Raw genomic sequence first — 15,367 nt, forward strand, 5'->3', positions numbered from 1 at the left:
AGTGCTCCGAACAGGGTCACAGACCGGCCCACCTCTTGCCACGACTGACGCTTGAAGAGCTGAGCCGTCAGCACCGGCTACGCCGGTGCTGCTCCTCCTGAATTACACCACTTGCTGGGACGCTGCTCACCCCGAGCGGACAACTTTCCTGATAGGTCCCGAATACTGTCAGTTGGAGCAGAGGAATTAGCAGCAAAGAAATTAATATCGAAAAACTGAGGAACCAAATCAAGAGTAAAATCAACTCGTGGAGAGGGATGCCAGACAAATCCGGAGTAGTTAGATTGATCGTAAGTAGTGCTAACGCCTGAAATTGTTTCCGTGAGTGATAAGTTAGTCAACCACGGTTCGATAGATACAAATGAGAAAGTAAAGTCCTGTGCTGCAGGGTCACTGTCGTCAATATCAAAGCTACCAGACAACGTGTTGCCAATAGTGTCAGAACTGAATGTTAAAGAATATGTTGTAAGCGCACTCGCAGCAGTGGTCGTAAAAATTGCGGAAGCACCCAGCAGCAGACAAACCGCAGGTTTAAGCAGGGTTAGCGGGATGCGCAACATCAAAAAAATTTTTTTATATAGATTAAAACAATTCAACTGCATAAAAGGTTCGCCACGAACATTGCCCGGAAACGACCACCAAAAGCCAGAACCTGAATGACTCCGGGTTGACCCAAGCCACACCCCCTCCCTCCCCAAACCCTCAAAAACCACCCTCAAACCACCGCTCAACATGCCCCCACCTCTGGCGGATGCTGCTCCAGCACCTACTTGAGATACCTGCCTGTATGGCTGGTCGGATGCTCTGCCACCGTTTCAGGGGTACCCACCATTAGTATCTCACCGCTCGAGAAGGTGAAGGTGCAGATATTAACGTGGCCAAACAATACTTTTGTCGAGTTCTTTTAAAAACACCCTTGATGTTTTGGAACCATCCAGTAATAAGCGTTGATTGGTAGTTATCAATACACAGGAAAACGAATAAAGAGAAGAAGGCCAAACTGTATTGAGAGTTTTCTCCCCAAAACTTGGCTTTGGAGCAGCAAGCTGCTGCGCATCAATCGCCACCTGGCCATTAGGTGTCAAGCAGCCTTGATAAGCTGGCGAACTACCAATCTTACCAGTAGCGATTTGTAGTTTATTTGGAATTACAGTTAGGATTTTTGCATTCAATAGTTGCTGCTTAGGGGTCAATTCGCCTGAAATATCTAGTGGGTTAATTGATATAAGCATCCAACTCGACAGTGGTGTCAAAATCAGATAGTCACCATTGCGTGACAGATAGTGCTGGCTACGGCCTGCCAAGTATTGGCGCTCAAAACTGATTGATTCTGGCTTTAATCCCTGAGGAGCTAAATTCAAATCAAGAGAAGTAATCGAGGAAGGCAATGCAACAGGCACTCTTGGCAGGGCTGGCCTGATTGGGAAAAAGAGTTGTTGAATTACAGCAACGCTTGCCACAGAAGAGAGGCTTAGAAATAAAATCTTTTGCTTAGAATGCGAAAGCTTGGGATTTGGAGGCTTCATTTGACGAGCAATTCGCGATCAAGGATCCTGAGATACAAATAGCTAACAAGCGATGCTGCAATCAGCGAGAAAATCAGACTCCCATGCGATTCATGGAAAAAATCGAAAAGCCCCATTCCTTCTCCATTCGGCCAGCTTGTAAAGTACGCAAGTAAGGCCAATCGCACCACATTGCAAGTGATGGCGATGGGCACGGAAGCCGCGAGTGCCAGAATGATATGACTTCTTTTTCGCAAAGGAAAGACGATTAAAAAGATCACAATAATAACCAGCGAAAAATGGATTTGCTCCAGCCCGGCACAGGGTAGATACACATCCACTCCGCCAGAACCCAGTAAAACTTTTTGTCCCGATACTGTGGCTTTCAGCCCCAGGCCATGCAGCAATAGCCAAGTAAAGAATGCCGAAAGGTTCGGCAATATATTGCTCAAAGACCACCCTAGAAAAATGCCAACGGGGGTAAAAGCTTGCCATAGAAAAGCTATCGCCAAGGGTTTGCGGAAGAGCTTCCACTCAGCCATGGGGCGATTCAGCAGGCACAACCCCAACGCGATGACAGGTAGGGCAAGTGATAAGAACTTGTCGTACTGGTGGATGATTGATGAGCCACGTATGAGTACGAGTGTGATCAGCGAAAACCCTAAAGCAGCCGAAACGTTTGATGGCCTAGGCCAGAGCGAGGGAAGCTGATCTTCTAGTGAAATCAGAATGCCAAGCCAGAGCAGCAGATTGATGCACTGGACACTGTCTGAGGCATGAGATAGCCAAAGCAGGCTCGTATTCCACAGGCAGAGCAATCCCGCCAGCAGCAGCCATTGCGAGCGACGATTGGCGCGTATCAATCTTGCTCTTAACACCAAGATCCTTAGGGGGCCTTTAGAGCCTTGCAATTCCATAGAATCCCCAGGCGTAGATGATCGCCATTAGGATGATGCGGATAATATCTTTGGCTAGATTGAACTGGGCCGTAGAGCTTTGAGCTTCTAGATTTTGGTAGGCCTGCAATTTCTGTGCCTTCACATTTTTCAGAATATCGTTTTTTTGAGCGGCAATGCCAGGCTCAGAAAGGCTTGGGGAGGTCGTTCCCTTGGGCTGGGACTCAATCCATGCTTTTGAGATCGCTTCTCCTGGGGCAGTTTTGATATTTCCTTCCACTGCCTGAAAACGCGCTTCAATCTGTTGAGACAGCTCGAGGTTCTGGTAGGAGATTCGATCCAGCGAAGCAAATGCTAAAACGAATTGCCAGATTGCCAGAAGAATTAGTAAAATGAAGCCTTGAAATGCTAGCCGGCGAAGACCCTCCATTGGAGCGGCAATTCGGGCTAGCTGCATCATCTTTTTTTCTTCTTCAAATGGATCAAACGGCTCCTCTTCTCCTTCAAAACCAGGAGCACTCGACTCTGTTGCCAGCTCTTTCAGAAGCAAGGCATTGGCATATTCAGCATCCAAGTGTGCGGCATACCGCATGAGCAGTAGGCCAACCAGCGGAAGGGAAGCTGAATTAACCACCATGGTGGATAGCCGTAGCCCCCAGCTCGGCTCCGCCAGGTTCAAGGGGAAGAGAACGGCAACAACGGTAATGACAAAAGCAGCTAGCAGAGCGCGCCCACAAGTTCGGAGAAGCTTTGCGTTCATGTAGAGGGGCAAGGTGCCGGGTATTGGATCAGGCGGCGGGTGTTGCCGCAGCATTGCTGGTTACTTTATGGAGCTTGATACGCTTCTTTAGCTTGCGACTGAAGCCGAAGACAGCAACAAGACCAAGGGCTGGAAGGGGGCCCGGAACGGCTTGGACTAAGGTCGCTTGCGCGAACGTTCGGGTAGTGTTTATTTCTATACCAAACGGAGAAACAATGGTTCCATTTTGGTACTGCGAGCTAAAGGTAACGGTGGAAGTTGGGAGGCCGTAGGTAAAGAAAGGACCATTGTCAAAGTTGGGCGTGCCAAGTGACGTACCCACGGCCAACGCAAACGCCGAAGCATTTGCTTGTGATCCCCACCAAGGCATGACGCCCCCGTTGGCCGCTGTCTCGAATTTCGCTATATCTCCGTTGTACGAGCCGAAAAACGTAGTCACCTCATAATCCAGGCCGCCCACGTTCACAGTAACAGCCTGGACCTGGCTATCGGCAAACACTAACAGAGACACGACCGCGCCGAGAGCACCACCAAGCGCTTTCTTGGTAAGGCACGGAATAAAATTATCGCCTGCTAACGAAACACGAGGGTGATTCTTTTTTTTGGGGGGGTTGGGGCAGCCATCGCTTTTCAAGCACTCACCAACTGTAGCGCGAAGTTGGCCGCCCAAAACTTTGCGGTAACTGTTTAGCCATTTTACCCCAGACCCATCTCGGCACTTTCTTTTCATTTCTCTTATTTATTATCAAGACTTTTTCATCGCTTTATCCCTTTCTAGGCTGGGATTGCTATGGCCGTAGTGCAATTCCGTTCAACCTGGCTCCATGCCTTCCATGCCTTTTGTTCAAACTATTCTTATCCCTGGCTTCTCGTCATCTGTTATTGTTTTATTATCTAATTTAGGATGGAAGGCATGGAAAGGTATGGAAAGACCCTGTCACCATTGGGTTCCACGCCCCAGCACAGGGCATGAGGCATGGAACGGTTATGTCTATTGAATCCGCATCAACTCTGAATTAAAAGGAGCAACTAGGATCGTATTCAACTGTTCGCTGGCAGGGCCTATTAGAAGTCTGTCCCAGTAGCCCTGGCGTGCGGCAGTCAGCTCCGGTTAGGTGCGCAGGTCTCGCCCGAATCTCTTGGCCTTGCCGCTCGAGAACCCAGCCGCCGCAGTGGATCTGATCAGCTTCCTCAAGGCGCTTCCCGATTGCCGTCTGCGTCGGGGGATTCGCTACCCGCAGTGGTGGATGCTGCTGGTGGCAATCCTGGCCATTCTCAGCAACCAGGGTTCGCTGCTCGGGATGGCGCGTTTTGCCAAACGCCACCGCAAGACCCTCAACGAGCTGCTCGGCACCCATGTGGCCAACCCGCCGTCGGACTCGACCTTCCGTTTGCTGCTCTCTCAGCTCGATGTCGATGGCTTCGAGGCTCTGCTGCAGCAGTGGATGGCAGCCCAGCCTGGCGTCACCGAGTCTGTCGACCCCTGGGTGTGTGAGGCAAAGACCCTGGGGGGTTGGATCCCTAAAACCGCCTCTGGCGCAGCGCGTTTTATCGCCCAGGTGAGCCTGTACTCCAACACCCTTGGGGTGGCGATTGCCCAAAACACCTACGCCACCGATGCCGGAGGCGAGATCGCGGCCTTGCGCCAGCTGTTGGATCGCGTCGGGGCCCAGCTGCTCGGCGGCCCGCTCGAACACCCCGATCACCGCGCCGGTGCCATCGGAGCTGCGCGCCAGCACACCCTCGGAGAGTTCGAGGAAACGCAGCAAGAGATCGCAGGCCTGCTTGGGATCACCGGCCGCGATCGGACCGATGATCGCCTGGAGCTGGGCCTCCAGATCGGCCACGAGGGCCTTGCGTCTGGCCGAATCCACAAAGGTGGTGGCCCGGTCGATCGCGGTTAGGCGTTTGCGCACTTCCTGAACGACTCCTTCGACCCCCTCGGCAGCGGCCAGGGCAAGGCGCAGCCTCCGCTGGATGACGGCGTTGCCACCACTCACCTCGATCAACAGCTCCGCCAGCGCTGCAGCACCCAGGGCTTCCAGATTCTTGGCGTTGAGGGTGCGCTTGCTGGCCACCGCCCTATGCCAGTGCTGGACTCAGGCCCAGGACAGCGGCGGCTTGCTGCATCCGTCCGTCGAAACTGGCCAGCTGGGAGCAACGGCTGTGGAGCGCCACCGCCAGATGCAGGGCATCACCGGCCCGCAGGCCGAGGGCTGGATCCTGGAGCAGTTCAGCAGCGTGACGGAAGCGGCCCCGGTCCAGCGGACGCAGTTCAACGCCGCCCTGCAGCAATCGCTCGAACTGTTCCCCCGCAGCCTGGCGTGCCTGGGGGCTGAGGCCATGGTGGCGCTGCTTGATGCCCAGGGCGCTGTGGGTTTCGGTGATCAGCCAGTCGCTGCTGATCAAGGGTTCGCGGCACTGCTCAAACCAGTTCAGCGCCAGGGGGCTTCGCTCTTCCGGGGTCAGCAGGGCGACCACCACGCTGGTGTCGAGGTAAATCATTGATGGCCTGTCATCACCAGCGCTCACCGGTGCGGCACTCCTCGATCACCGATGGGGTGAGGGGCATGGTGGCCTGCAGCTGGCGTAGATCGGCAGCAAGAGCAGAGCGATCCAAATGCTGCAAGGGTTCCAGGCTCAGCCGACCATCGGGCCCAACGACAATCTCGATCTGGTCGCCTTCCTGCAGACCGGCCTGACGCAGGCAATCGGCGGGGAGCCGCACCGCCAGGCTGTTGCCCCAGCGGCGGATCGCCTGCTGGAAGTGCCGGCTGGCATCAACAGAATGGCCACTGGGCTGAGACTGCGCCAAGGGAGCCAGCTCGGCCGCGGTCGGCCTGTTGTAGATACTCGACTCTACATCAGGTTTGCGTGGTTTAGGGCCGGAGATGCCGCCGGCTCCAGCCGGTGATCGTGGCCTCGACGTTCTCCAAATGCCACTGCAACGGGCCTCGGCCCTGAGTGCAACCCCAGCGGCGGTAGTGCTTGCCAGGAACCAGAACCCCCCGCAGCCTCAGCTTGCGGAGGGTTTCACGGCTCATGCCCAGGGCTGCACATGCTTCTGGGGTGCTCATCCAGACCCGCTGACGGGCCGGTGTTGCGGTGCTGTCCATCAGCTCCCCGCCAGCTGTGCTTTGAATCCCTTCAGCGTGTTGAGTAGCCAGGAACGGCGGTAGCTCTTCACCTGACGGGGAGCGCCATCGACGAACTGCTGGCGGCATGGCGGCTCCTTGCCGAACTCCTGGCGATAGGCCCGGGCCACGAGCTTTCCTGCGGAGCCGAACTGTGTGCGCGGCAGCACCTGCTGGAACACCTCCAGCCAGGCATCACCCAGGGTCAGCTCGTCGTCTGCATTGATGGCGGGCACAACCCCTGAACTCGCGGTGAGAACGCTGCTGCGCACGATGTCCTTGAACAGGAGCTCGTCCCGCTGATCGAGGCCGCCGAGCTTCTCGAACAGGGCGACGCTCTGCTCCACCAAGGCAATGACGTCTGCAGCACCGAGCCTGGGTGGGGGCGTCATCACCGGCGCCGGCGCAGCCTGCTGGAGGCTCTCCAGAAACCAGCCGTCCATCCACACCGCAAACGGTGCGCTGATCCAGCGGGCCAGATCAACCGCGACCTGGGGATGGACCCAGGTGCCGCCGCCCTGGCCCTGCCGTGCCTCGATCAGGTCAAACACCGGAATTTCCGTTGTTTGAGAAAGGGCGTCGAGGTACTGCTGGCACCGGTCTGACTCGCGGTAATCGGACCAGCGCTTCTTGTTGGCTTTACACATCGCCGTTGCATTCACGTAGCCATCAGTGGTGCGGCGTGTGATCGGTGTGCCGTTCCAGGAACGGGACACCAGGGTGTGCGTCTTCATGGGAACGAAAGCTTCGCTGAACTGGGACAGGGGTGGTGAGGTGAGGCAGCAGGCGCCTGTGGTGACGGCAATGTCATGGCAACTCCTCCCGCAGCAGCGCCATCACCGCGGGATCCCAGAGGATTTGCTGGCCGCGTTGGCCCCGTGCGCAGGTGGGCAGGGTCTGGCCCCAGTCGCGCCCGACTTCGGTGAGCTGCCAGTCATCGAGGTCATTGCGCGCCTGCAGGCCGCAGGCCGCCAGCCGGCGGTTGGTATCCCTGATCGCGCACCCCAGCCGCTCGGCCAGCTGTTCCGCATTCAGCCGTACCTCGACCGGCTGGGCTTCCAGCTGGCGGTGTCGATGGTCTGAGGCAGCAGGTTCGAGATCGCGCAGGACCTGCAGCAGCGGAGCCAAGCGCAGACCGGAGGTGGCTTCGATATCGGCGAGAGCGGCAGTGAGGGCATCGGACTGCCTGACGCCGGTGAGCTCGATGATGTCTTCGGCGATGCGCAGCACCGCCTTTGCGGCCTGGGTTTGCTTTCCTTGCGGAGCTGGCTGAGGCAGCGCCGCTCGAACCGCTGGGTGGTGCATGGACGGCAGCAGCTCATGGCTCAGCCAGCGGCGCATGCGCGTTGCTGTTGGGCTCTCGCCATCCAGCAGCCTGCGCAGCAGGCCGGCCTCACTGATCAGGCCCAGGGTCAGACCCTGGCTGCCGGGCCCCTCCTCGCTATGAAGACCGTGCTCCTCCTCCCGCCGGGCGGTCAGCGCCCAGGCCATCGGGCTCTCCGTCAAGGCGGCGCAGATGTCGGCGATGACGAACCAGGCCTCGCCGTTGGCGTCACGGCTCAGCCGGATGCGATGCCCCTCAAACCAATGGGGCACCAATGAGGTGCGGTTGCTCATGACGTGGAAAGCGATGGGACTGCAGCGCTCGACTTCCTTTGCTGGCACGCGGCGACCACAGGCCCGCTCCCCAGTGCAGGGCGGGGGTTCAGGCTCGGAGGTGTTGGACCGGCCAGGAGCAGCAGCAGGGTGCTCAGCTGCAGGGCGACCGCCAGCCAGAGCAGCCAATGCAAACGCTGCAGCGTGGTCACCCGCACCGCGACCGTGGGCCGGCGGGTGCGGCAGAAGGCTGGCAGCTGGGGTTGGCGCCGCTGGGGCCTGGGGGCGCTGCTCCCCACGTTGCTGTTGTGGAGGGAAGCCATCAGAACGGCACCTCCTCATCTCCGAACTCATCGGCAAAGTCCGAGGCGTCATCCAGCGGGATTGAGCGCTGCTGACGTTCGGCCGCCTCGTCATCGCGGTAGGCCTGCTCCGCCGCCTCGATCCAGCGGGACTCGCTGCCTTCCTTGAGGGAGAGGGGCCCGTAGAAGCCGATGGTGACGTTGCGTGGCACCGCATCGGCGGCGGCCTGGTCTTCGATCTTGGTGCCCTTGGGATTGCCGTCCTGGTCGTACTGCTGCGCCCAGCGGGTTTCCAGCGTCAGCACATCACCGACATTGAGCTTCCCCTTGCGGTGGCTGCGGCGGGCTTCGATCCAGTCGCCGAATCCCTTGGCCTTGAGGATCAGCCGCACCCGATCACCGGGCCTGGGCACTCCGCCCTCCTCGCCGAGGCGGGCCTCCATCGTGGTGCCGGGCATGGCCACCGCATGGATCACCATCTCCTGCTTGACCTTGGGTTGCCCCTGGCGGTCGGTGCCATTGGGAATCGTCTCCATCTCGCCTCTACTGAGGTTGCGGCGCAGGCGGTCTCGTTGTTCGGTGCGGACCACCGCCAGGTTGGCGATCTCGCCCAGCCGCTGCTGACGGATCACCGGCGCGCCAATGCGGGCGCCGTCGTTGAGCTCAATGGCCATCGTGTGTCGCGCACCGTTCGGTGCGGGTGAGTTGATCAAGGGGTGAAAGGGGATCGAGGCCGGCACCCAGCCGCATCAGGTGATGGGCGGCGCCGCTGATCGAGAGGGCGTGCTGCTGGCGCAGCTGCTGCAACACCGCCCAGACATCGCTGCGGACCTTGCTCTGCAGGTAGTGGCCGCCGTCCGGGGCCAGGTGCTGCTCGTGCTGGCGATGGCCGTAGGCGATGCGCCGGCCCCGCTCCTGTCGCTGTGGGGTCGCCATCAGATCGCCTCCGATTCGCTGAGCGCACCTCTCGGTGCCGATTCGCTAGGCGCACCTGTCGGTTCCGATTCGCTAGGCGCACCTGTCGGTGCGACGCTGCCGGGCCCCTGGTGGGCTGCTGGCAGCGTGGTGTTGATCAGCTCCTGCTCGAAGCGATCAATGAAATCGGCGTGGCGCCGCTGGGTGATGCGATCGGTGATGGTGCGCGCTGTGCGCGGCACCTGGAAATGGTCGCGGAAGGCAATGGAGAAGCGCTTCCAGGCCTCCTTATCGCTGCGGGCCATCGCCTTGAGCATCGCGGTCAGCGTGCTGATCTGCTCAGGGTTGAGGGGCTCAAGGTCTGGATCATCGGCAGGATCCGCCTCCAGCAAGCCATCCGCTTCCTCCCCGTTGCTGCCGCCAGGGGCTATCTGCGCATGAACGGCTTGCGCAGGTACCGCAACTGGAGTTGCCGCTGCTGCGGCACCGACTTCAGAACACTTCTCTGACTCGGCCTTGCTGGGCCGGGGTGACGCGTCCACAGGAATACCCAGCAAGCCGGCCAGCAGCCTGGCGCTGAGCTGGAAGTCCGCGTCATAGGCCTCGCTCTCGGCACTCTGCTGGGCGCCGCTGCGGTGCATCAGCAGCACGGCCGTTCCCTCATCGGTGCTGCGCACCGAAAAGCAGAAGCCCCGCTGGAACGCGGGTTTGGCGGCCTCCACCACCGCCCGCAGCGTCAGCTCCGTGGCGGGCTGAACCTGGGCCTGAAAGGCCGAGAGCGCATCGGCCATCTCGCGCTCAGCTCGCCAGTGGTGCGCCTCCGGCGAGAGCAGCTCCACTGCCTGTGCGCCCTGGGGTAAAGGGTTGTCCATAGAGGCTCATGCGGGACCGTTGCCCGTTGAGCTGATCTTATGGGCTCGGTAACGTGAGGTGCAACCCCTCCTCAGGAACTCGGGGCCACTGTCGATGGATCCTGGGGCTGGGCTTGTTCGCGCCCTGTCGCTTCGGTGTTGCCGCTGAGGCTGCTCTGCCAGGTCTGGATCCACTGCTGCGGCAGCCAGTCCCCATCCCACAGCTCGCGCAGGTCTGCTGGGCTGTAGTCACCGAAGGACGTGAGCACCTTGCGCAGTTGCTTGCGGTGGGCTAGCGGTGCCAGCCGGGCGATGGCCTGCAAGGCCTGAAAGGGATCGAGCTCATGGGCGTCGATGGCCTCGCCCACCGCTCCTCGCCAGCGGCTGCTCAGCTCCCGTGCTTCCTTGGCGCTGAGGGCTGGGGCTTCTGGTTTGGGTTGGACCTTGTAGGCCTCGGGTATGTCCTGCAGGCCGACGTAGCAGGCCCAGAGCTCCTGCGGGCCCCAGGGCTGGTCATCATTGCCCAGCAGCGGCCGGCCGGCCTTGATCTTGTCGCGGAGCTCCTTGCTGCGGATGGTGCCGTAGCGGCTTTCATGGAGCCGCTGGCTGGCCTCGGCGATCTGGAAGAAGGCGGGCCGGCGCAGCTCACCGGCCTTGCCCTGCTCGATCGCGCTGAGGTTGCCGTAGCTGATCGTCGGGAAGCCAGCCTCCTTGCCCCAGTCCGCCACCGTGTACTGGGTCCAGCCGTTGCGCTCTCGCCACAGCCGCAGCATGCGCCCGAAGGCGAGGCGCGCTTCCGCCTGCTTCTCCTCCATCTCAGCGAACCAGTTGGCCATGCCTCGGGAGCCTGAGGGGTCTTAGGAGCACGCTAAGGCACAGCCACCCTGAAGCACAGTGGGATTAGTCAAAACTCAGCTTGGCGGGCTGGCACTGGTCATGCCACCGCTGCGCTGATATCCAGGGGCCTTGGCTGCCGTCGTCAGGCCTAGGGATGCCGGGGGACGCTGGGCCGGCTCAGCCAAAGCGGTAGTGCTTGCGCACCGCCTGGTGCACCTCCCAGGTGCAGGACAGTCCAGCGGGGAATACCACCAGATCACCAGCAGAGAAGCGGACCGCTTCCCCGCCATCAGCTGTCACGCTCACCTCACCAGCCAGGAGCAGACAGGTTTCCTGTTCGTCGTAGGTCCAGGGAAAGGTGCTGGGCTCGCAGGACCAGATCGGCCACTGCCGGATTCCCAGCTCGTTGATGGTGCTCTCCGGGCAGGGGGAGGTGATGGTGATCGTCACGGCTTGAACGCAGGCGCATTGGCTGGACCCATGGTGCCTCTGCCTGCTGGTACCTGTTCTGGGCATGGCGGGCTTTTCGCTGCCGCAGTCCTGCCTGGCTTGCTGCTCGCTCGCCGGCGCGGGCGAGGGTGCTGGAGTTGGTGCAGCGGTGGCATCCAGCCGCCGTCCAGGTGCGCTGGAGCCGGCCAGCAGCAGGCCCGGCGCAGTCGTGCTTCCAGTGCCTGCCTCTGCCTGGGGCTGAGCAGGCCGAGCGGCTCGAGAATCCTTGCGGCGGGTCCCAATGTCCAGTCATCCCGCTGGCAGCCGTAGAGCCAGTTGCGGCCATCGGCAGCGCTGGCGGCATGGCAGACACCAAGGGCATCGCGCTTGATCCAGATCGCGATCCGCCAGCCGCTGAACAGATCCAGGTGCATCAGCCCCCACCAGATCTCGCTCCAGGGACGATTCGCCAGGAACGCCTCCCCCGCCAGCAGTCGCTCGATGGCCGCATGAATCTCGGCAGCGCTCGTGCGGGTTTGCTGCCCCTGCTGATCAGAGAGTTCAGGTGGCGCCACCAAGCCACGGCCTACTGCTGAACGGAGGCAATGCTGCTGGCCGCCCCGGGAGCTGCGAGGCGGCGCCGGCGGCGTGGGCGTGCCTCGTCACCTTCTGTGGAGCTCCAGATTGGACTGGCGGCCAGTTCGAGCTGGCTGACCAGCCAGATGCCGCCATCGGGTGCCTGCAGCTTGTAGTGGGGCAGCCTGCCCCTGCGCCAGAGCCGCTTGATCACGGTGAACGGCTGCTGGCGCCAGGCATGGGCGATTGGTCGCACGAACACCGCCTCCCCCTGCGAGAAAAGCGCCGCCCCTGTACTGCTGACCATGGCTACCCCGAGACCCTGAGGAGAGCGTACTCGCTTTCCTTGCGTCTGCGAGTCGAAACGAATACGCTGCCGCTGCCCCGGAAACGTGAGCCTTGCGGTCCTATGTGATCCGCCTCAGTGACGAGGTGCTCGGCTGGCTTGATGCCCATCGAGGCGGTGAGCCGCGGGTGGTGTTGATCCGCGCGATCCTGCGGGAGCACATCCGGCGCCAGGCCAGGGCCGCCAGCCGCGCCGAGGCTCGTGCCAGATCCTGCGGCCGCGGCTGCCCCCTGCCGCTGCAGTCCGACAGCTGCGCAGGGCAGTCCGCCGCAGCCCTGCGGCCGCTCGTAGCCCCCGCTGCGCTCAACCCTGATGGCTGCCTTTGATGCCGGCGGCGTGGTGCAGCGCGTCGCCGCCGAGTGCTGCCAAGTCCAGTGGGCGCTGAGCAGCGGCTGATGGCACTCACCCCTGCCGTGCTGGACAGCCTGAGCAGCATCGACTCCGATTGGGCCCTGATCCCGATCGACGGCCAGAAACGGCCGGTGGATCCAGTCAGCGGCGAACTGCTGCGCAACTGGTCTGCCGCCGGCCTCAACTTCGAGGAGTTCCAAACCGTCACCGCGAGCCCCTATGTGCTGGCGGTGGGACTGGTGCTGGGCCCGGCCTCCGGTGTGATGGCGGTGGATTTCGATGGTCCTGGCTCAGCTGGCTGTTTCCGGCGGATCTACGGCCGCCCCCCTACCGATTTGCCGGCGACGGTGGGCTGGACCTCGGGACTGCCGCAGCGGGGGCAGCTGGCTTACCGCGTGCCGCTGGAGTTCTGGCCCTGTCTGCGTGGCCGCCGCTGCTGGAGCCGTTCTGCCCAGCGCAACTCCCGGTGTGCCCCCAATCACCGCACCTCCCGGTGCGACTCTGCTGGCCGCACCTCCCGGTGCGAGACAGTATTTGAGCTGCGTTGGGACGGTCATCAGTCGGTGATCGCCGGGGTGCATCCGAGTAGCGGCGGCTATCGCTGGATGGAAGGCCGCTCACCGGCAGAGCAGCAGGTAGCCGATGCTCCCGAGTGGTTACTGGAGCCGCTGTTTAAGCAGCCGCAGGAGCCTGTCAGTGCCGACTACGAACCCTCTGCCGAGGACTGCGAGCGGGCGCTGCAGCTGCTGGCTCACATCAAGCCCCGCGACGACTACGCCAGCTGGCTGCAGGTGGGGATGGCACTCCATTCCGTCGACCCCGGTCTGCTGGCCGCCTGGGTGGAGTGGTCGCGAGGCTCCAGCCACTTCGACGAGGCCGAGTGCCTGCTCAAGTGGCGCTCCTTCAAGGGGCGGGGCGTCACCATCGGCACCCTGCATCACCACGCCGCCCTCGACGGCTACGACGCTCGTGCGGCCAGCTGCCTTGTTGCTGAGCGCACCTCCCCGTGCGAAGAAGCGGGTCTGCGCCTGTCGCCAGCAGCCTCTGCGACCCCCAGGGTGCTCAGCCGCCACGAATGTCGTCAGCTGCTGGAGCAGGCGCTTGCTGACGACCTGGATCAGGTCGATCTGGAGCTGTTGATTGATGAACTGGCGGCCAGCTCTGAGCTGGTGCCCCAGAGCCTGCGCGCCCTGCTCAAGGCGCTGCAGCAGCAGGCCCAGCTCGCGGAGGTGCTTCAGGAAGCCGGTGGGGCCTTGCTGCAGGAGCGCGAGCGCCGCCGCCAGCAGCCGATCACCCTCGAGCAACTGTTCCCGCCTCAGCTGGCGCTCTCCCTGGCCAGCCTCACTACCCAGCTCCCCTACAGCGACACCGCCGTGGCGATGGCGTGGCTGGCCTGCATCTCCGGTCTTACCAAGCTCGGCACCGCCGTCTGCGGTAACCCGATCACCCGCTATGTGGTGCCGACCAATCTCTACGTCTGCACCGTTGCTCGCAGCGGCCAGAAGAAGACACCACTGGAGCGGTTGCTGGTGGTGGAGCCCACCACGGAGCTGCGCCGTGATCAGGCGCGCGATAACAGCCGCGCCCAGGAGGACTGGAGGGAGCAGTGCCGCGGCTGCAAGGCCACTGAGCGGCCGCCCGCGCCCGTACCTATTCACCTGCAGCTGCAGGACTACACGGGGGAGGCCCTGGCGGCTCAGTTGCAGGCCCTAGAAGCCCGTGGCCTGGCCGTGCTGGTGCGCCGCGATGAACTCTCCGGTCTGTTTGGGTCCCTCAATGCCTACCGCCAGGGGCGCGGCGCCGATGAGCAGCAGCTGCTGGAGCTCTTTGATGGCCACAGCTACACCTCGCTGCGGATCAGCGCGGCGGATCGCTCCTTTGAGCGCTGCCACGTCTCGATCTATGGCGGCATCCAGCCGGAGGTGCTCAGTGCCCTGGTGAAAGGGGGTGACCCCTCCGGCAAGTGGGCCCGCTTTTTGTTTTCCCCCCTGCCCCAGCGCACGGCACCACTGCCCACGGTGATCACCCCGGAGCAGGAGTTGGCCGTGCGCGACGGTGCCGACACCTTGGCCACGGTCGCCCGTGCCGTCCATTGCTTACCGCCGGCGACCTACGCGCTGGCGCCGGCGGCGCTGGAGCTCTTCTCCCACTACGAGCACGGCAAGCAGGAGCAGTCCCTGGCGGCCCGATTGGGCGCCCAGGCCGCGATTCATGGCAAGGCCGCAGGCAAGGTGCTGCGCATTGCCGGCCTGCTCCAGGTGCTTCATCGCGTCTGCGGTCAGCTCCCGCCTGCGGCACCGATCGGCGTGGATGTGCTCCAGGCCGCCATCGCCCTGGTGGAGGCGCTCGATGGCTGGGCCCTGGGATTCCATGAGCTGGCTACAGCTGACGCTGATGGGCCAGAACTCAGTCAGCTGATGCAGCGACTGCATCGCATCGCCGCAGGTATCGGTGGACCTGTGAGTTGGAAGGATCTGCGCAGCAGGCTGGCCTGGCGGGAGAAGCGTCACCTCAATGTGGTTTCCGCCGAGCAGGCCCTGCAGGCGCTGGCGACCGCTGGCTATGGCCAGGTAGATACCGGCCCCCGCGGCGGACTGCTGTATTCCGCCGTGATGGACCTGCCATGAGGGCCAGCTGCCCCTTGGCGCCACTGCTCTCTTCTCTCTGGATAGGGGGACAGGGGGGGACATTGGCGGGACATCCGCCTGTCCCCCCAGAACAACCCAGTCCTGATAAGGGTTTTAGGAGTTTGCTGAAAAACCCGCCCAAATCTGCGAAAATGGGCCAACTGCCCAGTCCAGATGCGAGGTCACCGGGAGCGCAGCGGCTCCCTGTTCTCCTACGTGTCGATTGAGGAGCGGATCCCGGC

At 61.8% G+C, this 15,367-nt stretch carries 20 protein-coding genes and 2 pseudogenes; 3 read left to right on the forward strand and 19 right to left on the reverse strand.

The window, feature by feature from the left end; all coding sequences use genetic code 11:
* Positions 1 to 77: 77 nt before the first annotated feature.
* The 5 genes from KBY78_RS09335 to KBY78_RS09355 all read right to left on the reverse strand — a co-directional run bounded on the left by KBY78_RS09335 (position 78) and on the right by KBY78_RS09355 (position 3,795).
* The gene (locus tag KBY78_RS09335) at positions 78 to 734 is read right to left on the reverse strand and encodes a hypothetical protein (RefSeq protein WP_255143355.1); all 657 of its coding nucleotides are present in this window, start codon (positions 732 to 734) and stop codon (positions 78 to 80) included.
* 135 nt (positions 735 to 869) lie between these two features.
* Complete coding sequence (locus tag KBY78_RS09340; protein ID WP_255143356.1) at positions 870 to 1,526, reverse strand: hypothetical protein; 657 nt, start codon at positions 1,524 to 1,526, stop codon at positions 870 to 872.
* Positions 1,523 to 2,422, reverse strand: coding sequence for an exosortase/archaeosortase family protein (locus KBY78_RS09345; protein ID WP_255143357.1), 900 nt, complete (start codon positions 2,420 to 2,422; stop codon positions 1,523 to 1,525). Before KBY78_RS09345 ends, KBY78_RS09340 begins: the two co-directional genes overlap by 4 nt.
* Complete coding sequence (locus KBY78_RS09350) at positions 2,403 to 3,161, reverse strand: hypothetical protein (RefSeq protein ID WP_255143358.1); 759 nt, start codon at positions 3,159 to 3,161, stop codon at positions 2,403 to 2,405. The genes KBY78_RS09345 and KBY78_RS09350 overlap by 20 nt, the downstream gene beginning before the upstream one ends.
* Before the next feature lie 28 nt (positions 3,162 to 3,189).
* Positions 3,190 to 3,795: a hypothetical protein gene (locus tag KBY78_RS09355; protein ID WP_255143359.1), complete on the reverse strand. Its 606-nt coding sequence runs from the start codon at positions 3,793 to 3,795 to the stop codon at positions 3,190 to 3,192.
* A gap of 538 nt (positions 3,796 to 4,333) precedes the next feature.
* On the opposite strand from KBY78_RS09355, the pseudogene KBY78_RS16360 reads away from it, so the two are divergent.
* A pseudogene (locus tag KBY78_RS16360) lies at positions 4,334 to 4,597 on the forward strand (transposase family protein); the annotation flags it as partial.
* A 288-nt stretch (positions 4,598 to 4,885) separates the two neighbouring features.
* Here the strand turns inward: KBY78_RS16360 and KBY78_RS16365 are convergent.
* The 14 genes and pseudogenes from KBY78_RS16365 to KBY78_RS09425 all read right to left on the reverse strand — a co-directional run.
* Positions 4,886 to 5,239, reverse strand: a pseudogene (locus KBY78_RS16365) (DUF6880 family protein); the annotation flags it as partial.
* Positions 5,240 to 5,243: 4 nt separating this feature from the next.
* Positions 5,244 to 5,693: a type II toxin-antitoxin system VapC family toxin gene (locus KBY78_RS09365; RefSeq protein ID WP_255143361.1), complete on the reverse strand. Its 450-nt coding sequence runs from the start codon at positions 5,691 to 5,693 to the stop codon at positions 5,244 to 5,246.
* Entirely contained in the window at positions 5,680 to 5,976 is a 297-nt protein-coding gene (locus KBY78_RS09370) for an AbrB/MazE/SpoVT family DNA-binding domain-containing protein (protein WP_255143362.1), read from the reverse strand. The genes KBY78_RS09365 and KBY78_RS09370 overlap by 14 nt, the downstream gene beginning before the upstream one ends.
* A 64-nt stretch (positions 5,977 to 6,040) precedes the next feature.
* Positions 6,041 to 6,277: a helix-turn-helix domain-containing protein gene (locus tag KBY78_RS09375; protein ID WP_255143363.1), complete on the reverse strand. Its 237-nt coding sequence runs from the start codon at positions 6,275 to 6,277 to the stop codon at positions 6,041 to 6,043.
* Positions 6,277 to 7,029, reverse strand: coding sequence for a KilA-N domain-containing protein (locus KBY78_RS09380; protein WP_255143364.1), 753 nt, complete (start codon positions 7,027 to 7,029; stop codon positions 6,277 to 6,279). The genes KBY78_RS09375 and KBY78_RS09380 overlap by 1 nt, the downstream gene beginning before the upstream one ends.
* Positions 7,030 to 7,102: 73 nt before the next feature.
* On the reverse strand, positions 7,103 to 7,912 hold the full coding sequence (locus KBY78_RS09385) for a BRO family protein (protein WP_255143365.1): 810 nt from the start codon (positions 7,910 to 7,912) through the stop codon (positions 7,103 to 7,105).
* A complete protein-coding gene (locus KBY78_RS09390) occupies positions 7,909 to 8,214 on the reverse strand; it encodes a hypothetical protein (RefSeq protein ID WP_255143366.1) in 306 nt (101 codons plus the stop codon). Before KBY78_RS09390 ends, KBY78_RS09385 begins: the two co-directional genes overlap by 4 nt.
* Positions 8,214 to 8,867, reverse strand: a complete 654-nt coding sequence (locus tag KBY78_RS09395) for a hypothetical protein (RefSeq protein ID WP_255143367.1) — start codon at positions 8,865 to 8,867, stop codon at positions 8,214 to 8,216. The genes KBY78_RS09390 and KBY78_RS09395 overlap by 1 nt, the downstream gene beginning before the upstream one ends.
* On the reverse strand, positions 8,857 to 9,129 hold the full coding sequence (locus KBY78_RS09400; RefSeq protein ID WP_255143368.1) for a hypothetical protein: 273 nt from the start codon (positions 9,127 to 9,129) through the stop codon (positions 8,857 to 8,859). Before KBY78_RS09400 ends, KBY78_RS09395 begins: the two co-directional genes overlap by 11 nt.
* The gene (locus KBY78_RS09405) at positions 9,129 to 9,980 is read right to left on the reverse strand and encodes a hypothetical protein (protein WP_255143369.1); all 852 of its coding nucleotides are present in this window, start codon (positions 9,978 to 9,980) and stop codon (positions 9,129 to 9,131) included. The genes KBY78_RS09400 and KBY78_RS09405 overlap by 1 nt, the downstream gene beginning before the upstream one ends.
* A gap of 71 nt (positions 9,981 to 10,051) precedes the next feature.
* Positions 10,052 to 10,795, reverse strand: coding sequence for a helix-turn-helix domain-containing protein (locus tag KBY78_RS09410; RefSeq protein ID WP_255143370.1), 744 nt, complete (start codon positions 10,793 to 10,795; stop codon positions 10,052 to 10,054).
* 178 nt (positions 10,796 to 10,973) lie between these two features.
* Positions 10,974 to 11,246, reverse strand: a complete 273-nt coding sequence (locus tag KBY78_RS09415) for a cupin domain-containing protein (RefSeq protein WP_255143371.1) — start codon at positions 11,244 to 11,246, stop codon at positions 10,974 to 10,976.
* Entirely contained in the window at positions 11,243 to 11,800 is a 558-nt protein-coding gene (locus KBY78_RS09420) for a hypothetical protein (RefSeq protein WP_255143372.1), read from the reverse strand. The genes KBY78_RS09415 and KBY78_RS09420 overlap by 4 nt, the downstream gene beginning before the upstream one ends.
* A gap of 11 nt (positions 11,801 to 11,811) precedes the next feature.
* Entirely contained in the window at positions 11,812 to 12,108 is a 297-nt protein-coding gene (locus KBY78_RS09425; RefSeq protein WP_255143373.1) for a hypothetical protein, read from the reverse strand.
* Between the two features lie 92 nt (positions 12,109 to 12,200).
* On the opposite strand from KBY78_RS09425, the gene KBY78_RS09430 reads away from it, so the two are divergent.
* On the forward strand, positions 12,201 to 12,473 hold the full coding sequence (locus KBY78_RS09430) for a hypothetical protein (RefSeq protein ID WP_255143374.1): 273 nt from the start codon (positions 12,201 to 12,203) through the stop codon (positions 12,471 to 12,473).
* A gap of 69 nt (positions 12,474 to 12,542) precedes the next feature.
* On the forward strand, positions 12,543 to 15,125 hold the full coding sequence (locus tag KBY78_RS09435; protein WP_255143375.1) for a DUF3987 domain-containing protein: 2,583 nt from the start codon (positions 12,543 to 12,545) through the stop codon (positions 15,123 to 15,125).
* Positions 15,126 to 15,367: the final 242 nt, after the last annotated feature.

This window comes from Synechococcus sp. EJ6-Ellesmere (assembly GCF_024345875.1).
GTDB classification, from domain to species: Bacteria; Cyanobacteriota; Cyanobacteriia; order PCC-6307; family Cyanobiaceae; genus Regnicoccus_A; species Regnicoccus_A antarcticus.

What these genes read in the sequence shown, in the direction of transcription:
- KBY78_RS09435 (WP_255143375.1), top strand. Translation starts at nt 12,543, where the DNA reads ATGGCACTCACCCCTGCCGTGCTGGACAGCCTGAGCAGCATCGACTCC.
- KBY78_RS09405 (WP_255143369.1), bottom strand. Translation starts at nt 9,980, where the DNA reads ATGGACAACCCTTTACCCCAGGGCGCACAGGCAGTGGAGCTGCTCTCG.
- KBY78_RS09375 (WP_255143363.1), bottom strand. Translation starts at nt 6,277, where the DNA reads ATGGACAGCACCGCAACACCGGCCCGTCAGCGGGTCTGGATGAGCACC.
- KBY78_RS09395 (WP_255143367.1), bottom strand. Translation starts at nt 8,867, where the DNA reads ATGGCCATTGAGCTCAACGACGGCGCCCGCATTGGCGCGCCGGTGATC.
- KBY78_RS09345 (WP_255143357.1), bottom strand. Translation starts at nt 2,422, where the DNA reads ATGGAATTGCAAGGCTCTAAAGGCCCCCTAAGGATCTTGGTGTTAAGA.
- KBY78_RS09410 (WP_255143370.1), bottom strand. Translation starts at nt 10,795, where the DNA reads ATGGCCAACTGGTTCGCTGAGATGGAGGAGAAGCAGGCGGAAGCGCGC.
- KBY78_RS09380 (WP_255143364.1), bottom strand. Translation starts at nt 7,029, where the DNA reads ATGAAGACGCACACCCTGGTGTCCCGTTCCTGGAACGGCACACCGATC.
- KBY78_RS09385 (WP_255143365.1), bottom strand. Translation starts at nt 7,912, where the DNA reads ATGAGCAACCGCACCTCATTGGTGCCCCATTGGTTTGAGGGGCATCGC.
- KBY78_RS09335 (WP_255143355.1), bottom strand. Translation starts at nt 734, where the DNA reads ATGTTGAGCGGTGGTTTGAGGGTGGTTTTTGAGGGTTTGGGGAGGGAG.
- KBY78_RS09340 (WP_255143356.1), bottom strand. Translation starts at nt 1,526, where the DNA reads ATGAAGCCTCCAAATCCCAAGCTTTCGCATTCTAAGCAAAAGATTTTA.
- KBY78_RS09350 (WP_255143358.1), bottom strand. Translation starts at nt 3,161, where the DNA reads ATGAACGCAAAGCTTCTCCGAACTTGTGGGCGCGCTCTGCTAGCTGCT.
- KBY78_RS09400 (WP_255143368.1), bottom strand. Translation starts at nt 9,129, where the DNA reads ATGGCGACCCCACAGCGACAGGAGCGGGGCCGGCGCATCGCCTACGGC.
- KBY78_RS09425 (WP_255143373.1), bottom strand. Translation starts at nt 12,108, where the DNA reads ATGGTCAGCAGTACAGGGGCGGCGCTTTTCTCGCAGGGGGAGGCGGTG.
- KBY78_RS09390 (WP_255143366.1), bottom strand. Translation starts at nt 8,214, where the DNA reads ATGGCTTCCCTCCACAACAGCAACGTGGGGAGCAGCGCCCCCAGGCCC.